General features: G+C 36.7%; 12 protein-coding genes. 8 read left to right on the top strand and 4 right to left on the bottom strand.

The window, feature by feature from the left end:
- Window positions 1-324: 324 nt before the first annotated feature.
- The 4 genes from secA to prmC all read left to right on the top strand — a co-directional run bounded on the left by secA (window position 325) and on the right by prmC (window position 5611).
- Window positions 325-3057: a preprotein translocase subunit SecA gene (secA, locus tag H710_RS02315; protein ID WP_041849251.1), complete on the top strand. Its 2733-nt coding sequence runs from the start codon at window positions 325-327 to the stop codon at window positions 3055-3057.
- Between the two features lie 13 nt (window positions 3058-3070).
- Window positions 3071-3487 carry a Fur family transcriptional regulator gene (locus tag H710_RS02310; RefSeq protein WP_041849250.1) on the top strand — a complete coding sequence of 139 codons (417 nt, stop codon included), beginning with the start codon at window positions 3071-3073 and terminating at the stop codon, window positions 3485-3487.
- A gap of 181 nt (window positions 3488-3668) precedes the next feature.
- A complete protein-coding gene (prfA, locus tag H710_RS02305) occupies window positions 3669-4748 on the top strand; it encodes a peptide chain release factor 1 (protein WP_041849249.1) in 1080 nt (359 codons plus the stop codon).
- A complete protein-coding gene (prmC, locus tag H710_RS02300; RefSeq protein ID WP_041849248.1) occupies window positions 4745-5611 on the top strand; it encodes a peptide chain release factor N(5)-glutamine methyltransferase in 867 nt (288 codons plus the stop codon). Before prfA ends, prmC begins: the two co-directional genes overlap by 4 nt.
- Here prmC and nrdF read toward each other — a convergent pair.
- Genes nrdF through nrdH form a run of 4 tightly spaced genes read right to left on the bottom strand, consistent with a single transcriptional unit; the run spans window position 5608 to window position 9349 of the window.
- Window positions 5608-6582: a class 1b ribonucleoside-diphosphate reductase subunit beta gene (gene nrdF / locus H710_RS02295; RefSeq protein WP_041849247.1), complete on the bottom strand. Its 975-nt coding sequence runs from the start codon at window positions 6580-6582 to the stop codon at window positions 5608-5610. The genes prmC and nrdF overlap by 4 nt on opposite strands.
- A 12-nt stretch (window positions 6583-6594) precedes the next feature.
- Window positions 6595-8745, bottom strand: coding sequence for a class 1b ribonucleoside-diphosphate reductase subunit alpha (nrdE, locus tag H710_RS02290; RefSeq protein WP_041849246.1), 2151 nt, complete (start codon window positions 8743-8745; stop codon window positions 6595-6597).
- Window positions 8733-9125 (bottom strand): class Ib ribonucleoside-diphosphate reductase assembly flavoprotein NrdI, encoded by a 393-nt coding sequence (nrdI, locus tag H710_RS02285; protein WP_041849245.1) that lies wholly within the window; start codon window positions 9123-9125, stop codon window positions 8733-8735. Before nrdI ends, nrdE begins: the two co-directional genes overlap by 13 nt.
- The gene (gene nrdH / locus H710_RS02280; RefSeq protein WP_041849244.1) at window positions 9125-9349 is read right to left on the bottom strand and encodes a glutaredoxin-like protein NrdH; all 225 of its coding nucleotides are present in this window, start codon (window positions 9347-9349) and stop codon (window positions 9125-9127) included. Before nrdH ends, nrdI begins: the two co-directional genes overlap by 1 nt.
- A 713-nt stretch (window positions 9350-10062) precedes the next feature.
- Between nrdH and H710_RS02275 the strand changes: the two genes are divergently transcribed.
- From H710_RS02275 to ugpB, 4 genes are all read left to right on the top strand, one after another.
- On the top strand, window positions 10063-10812 hold the full coding sequence (locus H710_RS02275; RefSeq protein WP_041849495.1) for an ABC transporter ATP-binding protein: 750 nt from the start codon (window positions 10063-10065) through the stop codon (window positions 10810-10812).
- Complete coding sequence (locus H710_RS02270; RefSeq protein ID WP_041849243.1) at window positions 10813-11685, top strand: metal ABC transporter permease; 873 nt, start codon at window positions 10813-10815, stop codon at window positions 11683-11685.
- Between the two features lie 10 nt (window positions 11686-11695).
- On the top strand, window positions 11696-12643 hold the full coding sequence (locus H710_RS02265) for a metal ABC transporter solute-binding protein, Zn/Mn family (RefSeq protein ID WP_041849242.1): 948 nt from the start codon (window positions 11696-11698) through the stop codon (window positions 12641-12643).
- Window positions 12644-12962: 319 nt separating this feature from the next.
- Entirely contained in the window at window positions 12963-14288 is a 1326-nt protein-coding gene (ugpB, locus tag H710_RS02260; RefSeq protein WP_041849241.1) for a sn-glycerol-3-phosphate ABC transporter substrate-binding protein UgpB, read from the top strand.
- Window positions 14289-14337 lie beyond the last annotated feature (49 nt).

The following is a 14337-nucleotide window of genomic DNA, read 5'->3' as shown; positions in this document are numbered from 1 at the left end:
TAAAATGATAAAATTAACAGTTTTATTCAAAAGGTAGAAAATTTGTCCTTCTATCTCATCATATAAATCATATAGATAATGCCCAACGTAGTAACTTAGAAGATGCTGTTATTATACCCTAATTTATTCCACACTCTATCAACCAGAAAGAATTACTAAAGTTGACACAATGCACTTAGCCCCTTATCTCTAACTAAAAACAACGTACCAGAAAAGATGACGACATCGCTTCTAATCGTATAAAATACCTTAGAAAGCACAAAAATGAGTTTAGTATATGAATCAACTAATAGCAGTGATAATAAATCAGAGAAAGGACCAGAGATGGTCAGTTTAAGCATCATTGCACGTAAACTCTTTGGATCAGCTCGTGAGAGTCATATCAAAAGACTTCGCCAAAAATCTTTACAAATTAGTGCTTTGGAAAAACACTTCCAAAAGTTAAGTGATGGAGAACTTTATCAAAAAACCAATGAGTTTCGTCAGCGATTAACTGATGGAGAAACGATTGATTCGCTCTTACCGGAAGCCTTTGCAACTGTTCGTGAAGCAGCAAAGCGTGTTTACGACATGCGTCCTTTCGATGTACAGCTCATTGGTGGAATGGTTTTGCATAACAGAGGCATTGCTGAAATGCGTACTGGTGAAGGCAAAACATTAATGGCAACCTTACCAGTTTATCTCAATGCATTAGAAGGAAAAGGTGTTCATGTCGTTACAGTGAATGATTATCTTGCTAATCGTGATGCTGAAGCAATGGGAAAAATCTACAGTTTTCTAGGTTTAACAACGGGTGTAATTTTACATAATCTTGATACTGATGCCCGCCGAGCAGCTTACGCATGTGATATCACTTATGCGACCAATAATGAATTAGGTTTTGATTATCTACGTGATAATATGACCTTTGACCGTAGTCAGATGGTCCAACGCGGACATCATTATGCAATTATCGATGAAGTTGATTCAATTCTCATTGATGAAGCCCGAACTCCGCTTATTATTTCTGGTCCTTTGGAGGATCGCACGGATTTCTATAATCTCATTAATACATTTATTCCTAACCTCACACCAGAGGATTACGAAATAGATGAAAAACAAAAAACAACAACCTTTACCGAAATCGGTACCGAGAAAATTGAAACAATGCTCAAACAAGCTGGGCATCTTAAAAATGATAGTCTCTACGATATCGAAAATGTTGCTATTGTTCACCATGTTAACAATGCTTTAAAAGCCCATAAGCTATTTGTCCGTGACAAAGATTACATTGTTCGCGATGGCGAAATTGTTATTATTGATGAATTTACAGGCCGTATGATGCCAGGACGGCGTTATTCCGAAGGCTTACACCAAGCGTTGGAAGCTAAAGAGCATGTCGCTATTCAACCAGAAAATCAAACATTAGCTTCTATCACTTTCCAAAATTATTTCCGTATGTATGAAAAGCTATCTGGTATGACCGGAACTGCTATAACAGAAGCGGAAGAATTTAGCAATATCTATGGTCTTGAAGTTGTTGAAATCCCTACAAATCTTCCAGTACAACGTCTTGATGAAGATGATGAAATTTATCGAACAACAGAAGAGAAATACCGTGCGATTGTGCATGATATTCGTCAAGCACATGAAAAAGGACAGCCTATCCTTGTTGGCACAACTTCTATTGAAAAATCAGAGCAATTGGCAGAACGCCTGCGAAAAGAAGGTATTACTGATTTTAAAGTTTTGAATGCTCGCTACCACGAACAAGAAGCGTATATTGTTGCGCAAGCTGGCGTACCTGGAGCATTAACCATCGCAACGAACATGGCAGGCCGTGGAACTGACATACAGCTTGGTGGAAATATCGAGATGCGAATCCGACAAGAATTACAGGATATTCCTGAAGGACCAGAACGAATTGCTAAAATTGAAAAAATTAAGCAAGACATTCAGAAACTTAAAGAAAAATCGTTAGCAGCTGGTGGTCTTTATGTCCTTGCTACTGAACGCCATGAAAGCCGTCGCATTGATAACCAGCTCCGTGGCCGCTCTGGCCGCCAAGGTGATCCTGGTCGCTCAAAATTCTTTCTCTCTCTTCAAGATGATCTCATGCGTATCTTCGGTTCTGACCGTATGGATGGCATATTGCAAAAACTTGGATTAAAAGAAAATGAAGCTATTATCCACCCATGGATCAATAAAGCGCTTGAAAAAGCCCAAAAAAAGGTCGAAGCACGAAATTTCGAAATTCGTAAAAATCTTTTAAAATATGACGATGTGATGAATGATCAGCGCAAAGTCATTTTTGAGCAGCGTATGGAAATCATGAATGCAGAAAATCTAACTGACATGATAATTGAAATGCGCAATGACATCATTGAAGATCTGATAGAAACTCATATCCCGTCTGGAACATATTCTGAAAAATGGAATGCAAAAGCTTTACAAAATGAACTGCATCAATGCTTTAATCTTGAACTTCCGGTAGAAGAGTGGGTCAAAGAAGATGGAATTTCTGAACAGCAAATCCTTGAGCGTATATTAGACGCTGTTACAAAATTTGAAAATGAACGCACTGAGCACTACAATCCAGAACTGATGATCTATTTCCATAAAGCTATATTACTCAAAACAATTGATACACTGTGGCGTGAGCATCTAATTAATTTGGACCATTTACGCTCTATCATTGGCTTTCGTGGTTATGCACAACGAGATCCACTTAATGAATACAAAACAGAAGCATTCGAACTCTTTCAAACTATGCTCAAAAATTTACGTAGAGATGTCATTTCTAAACTGATGTCTTTCGAGATTGTTCAGCAACCTTTAGAATCAACAATGCCTCAAGAAATGTACACTAAACATTCCACATCTCATAATACAGATGAAAAAGATGGTATTTTATGGGCACAAATGCAGAACAATACTGAGGTCTCTGATCCGATAAAACGTAATCCCGGTGATTCATTTACATGGAAAAAAGTTGGACGTAATGAGCTTTGTCCCTGCGGCTCAAGCAAAAAATACAAACATTGTCACGGGTCTTTCATCCCTAAAATGGACAGTTAAGTAGACAGTTAAAATGGATAAAAAGCAAGGTTATGAACAAACATTGCAGGCTTCAGGTCTAAGAATAACACGTCAAAGGCGCATTATCCTTGATATTTTGGCCTATACAGATGATCATCCCAATGCGTTTGAAATTTTTCAGCGTACTCATAAAATAGATTCTAGTATTTCGTTATCCACTGTTTATCGCACAATGAAAATATTAGAATTAAATGGAACCATTCATCGCCATGCCTTTAATGGCGGTCCATCTCGTTTCGAGCAAGCAGATGGCGAGCACCATGATCATCTTATTGACATAGATACAGGACAAATTATTGAATTTCAGTCTGATATTATTGAAAATATACAAAAAGAGATTGCTCATTCTCTCGGCTATGACGTGATCCATCATCGTCTTGAACTTTATGGGAAAAAACGGAATTCCTAAATTGATGATTTTATGTACATAACTAAGAAATTTCTCAAAAAAAATTACACTTTTTGCAAATTCCAACTAAAAACTTTATAGTTTTTATTGGCAAGAGCGTTTTTCTTCTTTATCAAGCTTCTATCATACAGTGATATGACATTGTCGACTGCTCTATAATAGAATTAAAATTAATATTGTCATGGTTTTTTTATCGCAAGATCGTATGAAGCAAATTGAAAAACGCTTCGAAATCATCGAAAGCCAAATGGCTCAAAATCCTAATGCTGAAACTTATGTAAAATTAGCTTCTGAATATGCGGAACTACAACAGATTGTCACTCCGATCCGAACATTAAACGCTCTTTATAAAGAAGTAACAGAGCTCGAGGCTATGGCCAGCACAGTACAAATAGACGCAGATATGTATGCCCTTGCGCAGGAAGAGCTCATATTATTACGTCAAAAAATTGAACAGCTCGAGCAAGAAATCCAAATTCTTCTTTTACCCAAAGATATTGCTGATGAAAAAAGCGCTATTATTGAAATTCGAGCAGGAACTGGTGGATCAGAAGCTGCACTTTTTGCTGGTGATCTTTTTCGTATGTATGAACGCTATGCCAATGCCCATAAATGGAAAGTTGAAATTGTTTCATTAAGTGATAGTGAAGTTGGTGGATATAAGGAAATTATTGCAACTATTTCAGGAAAAGGCGTATTTTCTAAACTTAAATTTGAATCAGGTGTTCACCGTGTACAACGGGTTCCTGAAACAGAAACAAGCGGACGTATCCATACATCAGCTGCTACCGTTGCAGTCCTGCCAGAAGCTGAAGAAATCGATATCGAAATTCGCCCAGAAGATATTCGCATCGACACAATGCGTGCCTCTGGTGCTGGTGGACAGCACGTCAATACAACAGATTCAGCTGTTCGTATTACTCATATTCCAACAGGAATTATGGTTGTACAAGCAGAAAAATCACAACACCAAAATCGAGCACGTGCACTCCAAATTTTACGCTCACGCTTATTCGATATTGAACGACAAAAAGCAGAAAGTGAACGCTCAGCGTCCCGTAAAACTCAAGTTGGTTCCGGTGATCGGTCAGAACGTATTCGCACCTATAATTTTCCGCAAGGACGTGTCACTGATCATCGAATTAATCTTACTTTATATAAACTCGATCGTATCATGGAAGGAGATCTTGACGGGCTTATTAACCCGCTTATTTCTAATCACCAAACAGCTCTTCTGACTGAAATAAATGATAACGCATGAGCAATCATTCTCTCAATCATGTTATTCGGAAAACACGAGAAAAATTACAAGATCAAGGAGTTTCTGAAGCTAATCTTGACACAAAACTTCTTGTTGAATGGGTAACAAGCACAAGCACTATTGATAGAATTCTTCAACCGGACATGTGCCTATCTTCTCAACAGATTGCACAATTAGAAAAAGCCATAAAACGGCGTATTTCTGGTGAACCTACTCATCGTATTATTGGAACACGAGAATTTTATAGCATATCATTCGCTTTATCTAAAGAAACTCTAGAACCGCGCCCTGATACAGAAATACTCATTGATCTTGTTTTGCCAATTCTCAAGAAAAAAGTAAAAAAATCAGGAAAAGCAACATTACTGGATATGGGAACAGGAACTGGTGCCATTGCTATTGCAATTCTTAAACAAGTGGTTCAAACCTGTGCCGTAGCGGTTGACATTGCAGAAGATGCTTTAAAAACAGCAACACAAAATGCAAAGAATGCAGATGTTTTACATCGCTTTACTCCCTTGCTTAGCAACTGGTTTGATACTGTTACAGGTCAATTTGATCTGATTATTTCTAATCCCCCCTATATTCCAGAAAAAGATATCCCAAACCTTGCAAAAGAAGTGCGCCAATATGACCCATTGCGCGCACTCATTGGCGGAAAAGATGGCCTTGATTTCTACCGAAAACTTGCTGATGAATCAGCAACGTATCTGAAAAAAGAAGGTTACATAGCTGTTGAAATTGGCTATTCTCAAAAAAAAGAAGTCCGCGACTTGTTTGAAAAAAATGGATTTAAATGTTTGAAAATACGTGATGATCTTAGCGGTATACCACGCGCAATTCTCTTTTCATTGAATACTTAAAATTCCCAATCTTCATCTGTCGTTGCAACTGCTTTTCCAATAACATAAGAAGAGCCTGAACCTGAAAAAAAGTCATGATTTTCATCAGAGTTAGGCGATAAAGCTGCCAAAATGGCAGGATTAACTCGGCAAACTTCAGATGGGAAAAGGGACTCAAAACCCAAATTCATTAATGCCTTATTCGCATTATAATGAAGAAAAACCTTAACATCTTCTGTCAATCCAAGAGCATCATAGAGATCTTCTGTATACTTACATTCAATATTGTAAAGATCAAACAACATATTGAAAGTAAAATCCTTCATCTCTTGTTTTTGGGCTTCATTAAGTTTCGCAAATCCTAATTGAAATTTATAGCCAATATAATAACCATGTATGGCTTCATCACGAATAATAAGCCGAATTAAATCAGCTGTATTGGTTAGCTTAGCGCGACTTGACCAATACATAGGTAAATAAAAACCAGAATAGAATAAAAAGCTTTCCAGAAAGGTCGAAGCGATCTTTTTCTTTAACGGATCATTCGCTTCATAATGCTCAAGAACTAACTTTGCCTTTTTCTGCAAATAAGCATTCTCTTCTGACCATCTAAAAGCATCATCAACATCTACTGTCAAACATAAAGTCGAAAAAATTGAAGAATAAGAACGTGCATGCACTGCTTCCATAAAAGCAATATTTGTCAAAATAGCTTCCTCATGCTCCGTTACAGCATCAGCCATAAGCGAAACAGCTCCCACAGTATTTTGAACTGTATCAAGTAAAGTTAACCCTGTAAAAACACGAATTGTTAGCTTTTTTTCTTCCTCTGTCAGGCTTTCCCATGAAGGAATATCATTAGAAAGAGGAACCTTCTCAGGTAACCAAAAATTCCCCGTTAAACGATTCCAAACTTCAAGATCTTTTTCATCATGCAACTTATTCCAATTGACCGCGCGGACAACAGGATTTTTCGTTGTAATTTGTGTCATTATGGTCATCTCCTACAAGCTGCACGAAACACAGCCTTCAACTTCTGTTCCGCTTAACGCCTTTTGCCGCAACCGTATATAATAAATACTCTTTATGCCCTTTTTCCATGCATAAATTTGTGCACGATTAATATCACGCGTCGTCGCTGTATCAGGAAAAAACAAAGTTAATGAAAGACCTTGATCAACATGCTGTGTAGCCGCTGCATAAGTATCGATAATTTTTTCAGGACCAATCTCATAAGCATCCTGATAAAAATCTAAATTTGTATTATCCATATAAGGAGCAGGATAATAAACACGTCCAATTTTACCCTCTTTGCGAATTTCAATTTTTGAGGCAATGGGATGGATAGAAGAAGTTGCGTAATTGATATAGGAAATCGACCCTGTAGGCGGTACAGCCTGAAGATTGCGATTATAAAGTCCATATTTAACAATCGATTCCTTAAGTTTTTTCCAATCCTCTTGAGTTGGAATAAGTATATTGTTACGTGCAAAAATCTCTTGCACAAGCAGGAATTGTGGTCTCCACTCTTTCTTAATATATTTTTCGAAAAAACAGCCATCTGCGTAAGATGAATTTTCAAATCCTGCAAACTTTTTCTGACGTTCGCGTGCAATCAAATTAGAAGCACGCAATGCATGATACGTTACTGTATAAAAATAGATATTGGTGAAATCAATCGCCTCTGGCGAGCCATAATAGATCTTTTCACGTGCTAAAAAACCATGCAAATTCATTTGCCCCAAGCCAATCGCGTGACTTTCAGCATTCCCTTTTGCAATAGAAGGCACACAAGCAATATTACTCATATCAGAAACAGCTGTAAGAGCATGAACAGCTGTTTCCACAGTGCGCCCCAAATCACCACCATCCATTACTTTTGCAATATTCATTGACCCAAGATTACAGGAAATATCGCTTCCAACAGTACGATAACCCAAATCTGTTTCTAATTCACTTGCCTCATTTATTTGCAAAATTTCTGAACATAAATTGCTCATATTAATGCGTCCTGCTACAGGATTAGCGCGATTAGCTGTATCTTCAAACAAAATATACGGATAACCTGATTCAAATTGAATTTCTGCTAATGTTTGGAAAAAAACACGAGCACTTATTTTCTTCTTACGGATTTTTGGATTATCAACAAAAGATCGATAATGCTCTGTCAAAGAAATATCACTAAAAGGTTTTCCTACAACCCGCTCAATATCATAAGGTGAAAATAGATACATATCCTCATTATTACGTGCAAGTTCAAAAGTAATATCAGGAATAACGACACCAAGCGAAAGAGTTTTGATTCTTACTTTTTCATCAGCATTTTCACGCTTTGTATCCAAAAATTTCATAATATCTAAATGATGAGCATGCAGATAAACAGCGCCAGCCCCCTGCCGTGCACCAAGTTGATTAGCATAAGAAAATGAATCTTCTAACAATTTCATTACGGGTAAAATACCCGATGACTGATTTTCTATTTGTTTGATTGGCGCCCCTGTTTCCCGCAAATTAGTTAGACAAAGTGCAACCCCCCCTCCACGCTTTGAAAGTTGCAAAGCTGAATTAATTGAACGACCAATCGATTCCATATTGTCTTCAACCCGCAATAAAAAACATGACACCAATTCACCTCGTTGCTTTTTTCCTGCATTTAAAAATGTTGGTGTTGCAGGTTGAAACCGTCCTGTCATAATTTCATCTACACAGCTTTCAGCAAAATCTTTATTTCCTTGTGCTAAGTATAAAGCGACAAGACAAACACGATCCTCATAACGCTCAAGATAACGAGTTCCATCAAAAGTCTTTAGCGTGTAACTTGTATAATATTTAAATGCACCTAAAAAAGTAGGAAAACGAAACTTAAATGCGTAAGCGCGTTTAAAAAGCCTTTTGATAAAAGAAAAATCATAAAGCTCAAATAATGCCTTCTCATAATACCCTTCCTCTATCAGGTAATCTATTTTTTCCTTTAGATTATGGAAAAAAACCGTATTTTGATTAATATGCTGGAGAAAATACTGCCGTGCGGCACGTTTATCCATATCAAATTGAATATGACCATTTTCATCATAAAGGTTAAGCATCGCATTCAGCGCATGATAGTCTGTGATTTGATCTGGCTTTTGCAGCCCTTCCGTACCTACCGTTTCCAAAACTTTTCTAATCCCTTTTTAACACAAATAACATCTTCGTCAGTTCCACGCAGCTCAAAATTATAGAGACAGGGCACAGAACATTTTTCAGCGATGATTTTGCTTGCTAAACTATAATTACAACCGAAATTACGGTTCCCACCACCAATAACACCACACATCAATTTGCGATTTTCAACCTCATTAAGAAAATGAATAACCGGCTTTGGAACAGCCTTCCTCCCCTTACCATCTGCATAAGTAGGAACAACCAAAACATAAGGCTCATAAACTAATGCAGATGATACTTTCTTATCAATTTTGAAAAGCCGTTGACCAAGCTGAGAAACAAAATGTTCAGTATTACCCGTTGCACTCGAATAATAAACAATCAGCCCCATTAACTACAAAGACCATCAATCATATCTGGTCTAAAACCTGACCAATGATTCTCGCCACACACAACTACAGGAACCTGACGATACCCCAAAGATTGCACAAAATTATAGGCTTGTTCATCACAAGAAATATCAACGATACGATAATCAATACCCTTAGCATCAAAGGCGCGATAAGTAGCATTGCACTGAACACAAGACGGCTTGCTATAAATAGTAACAGGCATTCTCTTCAACTTTCATATTCTAAAAAATAACCAAAAATAAAGAATTAACTCTTATGATTACAAAAATACTTAGGATCTAATTGACCACAGATACTTAAAAAAGATAAAAATCGTATGCGAAAATACGCGCAGTTATGTTTCGGTTACAATAATACACAAACCTCTAAACATAACCTCAATCACTATCCCTCTCACGCAAATAACCAAAAATTATCGACACAAAATAAGCACATATCGACATTTGACCTCCTTTTATTGTTTTTCAAAAACAAACCCAATGAAAAGGTACACTATCTTCACGGCTTCTCTTTAGTCCTTTATTTTGATTTTTTGCATTCAAAACAGGCTTTAACTCACAAACACCGAATAAAATCCTCCCAAATAGACATTTTAGTAGAATTTTTATCCTGTATACTTACTTCATACACTTTTCTGTTTGCTATTAGATCGTAGAAGCAGTTTGGATCTCAAATAAGACACGCTACACTCTTCAATGACTTGCATTTATTTGGAATCATAAATCATTCTGACACTATATATGGTATACATACATGATATAGCGTGCAAGAAAAATTCAAATGCTATCTTTAATTTTCCACTATCTTACCATTGCTACACACAACTCCCTAAAAATACGAAAGGTAGAACACTTTATTGACAAATGTAACTATATAACATAACCTTTTATATATAATAACAAGATGGTATCCATGATGGACTTGCATTTCGACAATGTAACACTAGGTTATGCAAATAAAATAATAATTAAAAAGTTTTCAGCAAAGATCACAGCGCATTCATTAGTTGCGATAACGGGTGATAATGGTTCTGGAAAATCTACACTCCTGAAATCCATTGCTGGATTAATGAAACCGATCAGTGGAAAAATTACAAAAACAACACAAAGCCGTATAGCCTACCTTGCCCAGCAATGCGATATTGATCGAACATTTCCAATTAATGTAGAAGCACTCATAAAAACAGGGTTATGGTATTTTTGTGGATTGTTAAAAAATCAGCGCCCTTATCAATACAAAATTCACAATGCACTAGAAATGGTTGGCCTCACAGAATTAGCTCACTATTCACTTAATGAATTATCAAGTGGCCAACTACAACGAGCCCTTTTTGCGCGCATTATTGTGCAGGATTCTGATATTATATTGCTTGATGAACCTTTTAATGGTGTAGATCTCAATACTCAAAAAGACCTTCTTGCACTCATTGCTCATTGGCAAAAACAAGGCCGAACAATTCTCATAGCACTTCATGATTCCTGCATGGTTCAAAAACATTTTCCTCAAATGATTCAGATCAACAAACAATGTGCTTGTTATGGAGAAACTACACAGTTCTTCAAAGCTAACAACCACGAGATTATGCAGCCTGCTATACACAGCTTTTTTCCTATCGATCTACAGAATCTTACTTTCAATGCTTGTAATGAAATTGGATCATCATAAATGTATAGTCTTTTCTTTTCTCCTTTTATTGATTTCCAATTTATGCAAACCGCTTTAATGGCTTCGATTCTATTGGCAATCAGCGCTTGCCCTATTGGCGTACTTTTAGTGTTGCGTGGTATGAGTTTAACGGGCGATGCCATATCTCACGCCATTCTTCCTGGTGTTGCTACCTCTTTTCTTTTTTTTGGACTCTCTCTCATACCCATGACGATCGGTGGTATCTTAGCTGGCCTCCTTGTTGCACTAGCAACTGCCTTGATTTCACGAAATAGTTTTCAAAAAGAAGATGCATCCATGGCAGTTTTCTATCTTATTGCGCTAGCAGCAGGTGTCATTATTATTTCACTCAAAGGATCAATGATTGATCTGCTCCATCTTTTATTTGGTTCAATACTTGCTATCGATGTACAAACCCTTTGGCTCATTGCTGCTATAACAATAATAACAGTGAGCAGTCTATGCATTTTCTGGCGCGCTTTTGTCATAGAAAGCCTTGATCCTTTGTTTTTTAGATCATTTTCTCCACTAGGAAAATATATGCACATATTATTGCTTAAACTTATGGTGTTTAATTTGGTTAGTGGTTTTCAATCTCTCGGAACATTATTGTCTATTGGCATGATGATGATTCCAGCTATCACAGCCCGTTTTTGGTTTTCACATCTAAGCTCTATTTGTGTATTCTCTGTCATTTTGGGAATAATTTCTAGTACATTTGGTCTATTAGTTTCTTTTCATATGTCACTTCCCTCTGGTCCTGCTATCATTATGGTTGCAGGATTTATGTATCTTCTTTCTTGCCTCATAAGCCCACGCGGCCTCATTATAACATGGTTCCCTCGCTTATTTTACTCTTCCCCCTCATTATAAGGTAATCATTATGAAAAAATTTGTTAAACCATTCATTCTGCTAGGTCTTTTTTCACTTTTTTCCCCATTCACATTTTCTGCTACTGCACACGACAAGATAAAAGTTGTTGTAAGTTTTTCTATTCTTGCAGATTTAGTCAAAAATGTAGGAGGTGATCATATTGTAATGACAACTCTTGTTGGTCCTAATGCTAATATTCACATGTATGAACCAACCCCCCGTGATGCAAAGGCTTTAAGAAACGCTCATATTATTTTTATCAATGGACTATATTTAGAAAATTTTATTCATCGACTAATCGCAGCAAATAGCACAAAAGCACCTCTAATCGTAGCCAGTGCTAACATTTCTCTTCCTCAGATCGAAAAACACACGCATGATACAGAACACCACATGCACGATACAGGACATAATCATATGCACAGCGATGTTGATCCACACGCTTGGCAAACTATCCCTAACGTTAAAATTTATGTCAAAAATATTGCAACTGCCTTCTGTGAAATCGATCAACAATCATGTGACAGCTATAATAAAAATGCTAGCGCCTATATCCACAAACTAAATGCCGTACAAACAATCATCACAACACAAATTTCTGCCATTCCAGAAGATAAGCGTACGATTATCACATCTCATGATGCCTTTGGCTATTTTGCCCATGAATACGGTTTCACCATATTGGCTCCTGAAAGTGTTTCAACAGAGGTCGAAGTCACCGCAGCAGATGTCGCTAAACTAATTAAACAAATTAAAGCCAACAAAGCGTCTGCAATATTTATTGAAAATATCTCTAATCCCCGTTTGATAAAGCAAATTTCAAAAGAAACGGGCATTAAAATTGGCGGTACTCTCTACTCCGATGCATTATCAGAAAAAAATGGCCCCGCTGCCACTTATCTTGATATGATACAATACAATGTAAATACGATTATCAACTCAATAACAAAAGATTAAAACATGTATTATGATATAACTGGAATACCAATAATATCTTAAAAGCAATAAATAAGGATACTATTTTGTTCTCTTGCTCACCCCTTATAACTCCTCTTTTTACATTATCTCGGCTTTTCTCTATGAGTGTGTAATTACGTTTGTCGACATACGATCACCATAACAATAGTAAAATTGATAGGTACACACAAATCGTTTGACCTTTTCATGGTTCACGTTTAAATGGGCTATATTGGAAATAGAGCTATCATGATATACTCATCGGTAACACTATAAATTTTGGCAAAACAGTGTTCTATCAATCCATAAGGGGTGAATTATGAACCGTTTTTATCTTTTCGCGGTAGCGTTTGTAATTTCTATGACTGCATCAGCAATGGTTTTTGCAAAAACAACAATTAGCTTTTGGCACTCTATGAGTGGTGATCTAGGAAAACAAACTGAAGATTTGATTCATGCTTTTAATGAAAGCCAATCTGACTATACAGTTGTTTCTTCATTTCGTGGCGAATATGAGGAAACTATGGTCTCACTTATTGCTGCCTTTCGCGGAAAACAACAACCAGTTCTTGCCCAAATTTATGAAATCGGTACATCTACTATGATGGCTGCAAAAGGTGCTATTTATCCAATTTATCAGCTTAGTGCTGACACGGGACAAAAATTTGATTTTTCAGACTATTTACCAGCTATCAGCAACTATTACTCTGATGTTCAGGGACGAATGTTCTCTATGCCATTCAACGCTTCAACACCTCTTCTTTTTTATAATAAAGATATTTTTAAAAAAGCTGGACTTGATCCAGAACAACCACCAAAAACATGGAAAGATATCGAAAATTTTTCAAAAAAAATTATTGATAGCAAAGTAGCAAGTTGTGGTTTTACAATGGCTTATGCTGCTCAATGGATTGGCCTAGAAAATTTTTCAGCATTTCACAATATTCCCTTCGGAACAAAAAACAATGGCTTAGGTGGACTTGATGCGGAATTGACGATCAATGGGCCCTTGCAAATACGTATGTGGACTGATCTCAAAAAATGGTCAGATCAAGGTATTTTTTATTATGGTGGCCCAGCTGGAGCATTAGATTCAGGACCGATGTTTATGGCACAAAATTGTGCAATCTTTATACAATCTTCAGGATCACTTGGTGGCATTGTTTCGGAAGCGCAATTTAATGTAGGTTTTGGCATGTTGCCTTACTATTCTGATGTAAAAAATACACCACAAAATTCTATTGTTGGTGGTGCTTCTATTTGGGTTTTAAGAGGTCATACAGCTGAGGAATACGCAGGTGCAGCAGCTTTCCTTAAATTCCTTTCAAGAGCAGATAATCAAGTAAAATGGCATCAGACAACAGGCTACCTTCCAATTACAAAAACAGCTTATGAACTGAGTAAACGACAAAATTTCTATGATAAAAATCTAGGTGCAGATATTGCCATTCGACAAATCAATTTAAACCCACCAACAGCTAACTCAAAGGGAATAAGATTTGGTAATTTACCGCAAATTCGTTCTATTCTTGATCAAGAATTAGAAGCTGTTCTTAGTGGCTTTAAAACACCCACAAATGGATTAAATACAGCGGTTAAACGTGGAAATAGACTCTTACGTGAATTTGAAAAGGCCAACTATTAATTTCATAATTGTCGTTAAATATGAAAAACTTGACCAAAAAAACAAGTTT

Source organism: Bartonella bacilliformis Ver097, from assembly GCF_000709795.1.
In the GTDB taxonomy this organism is placed as follows: Bacteria; Pseudomonadota; Alphaproteobacteria; order Rhizobiales; family Rhizobiaceae; genus Bartonella; species Bartonella bacilliformis_A.
Note: the sequence above shows the minus strand (reverse complement) of the source record. Positions and strands in the feature narration are given on the sequence as shown.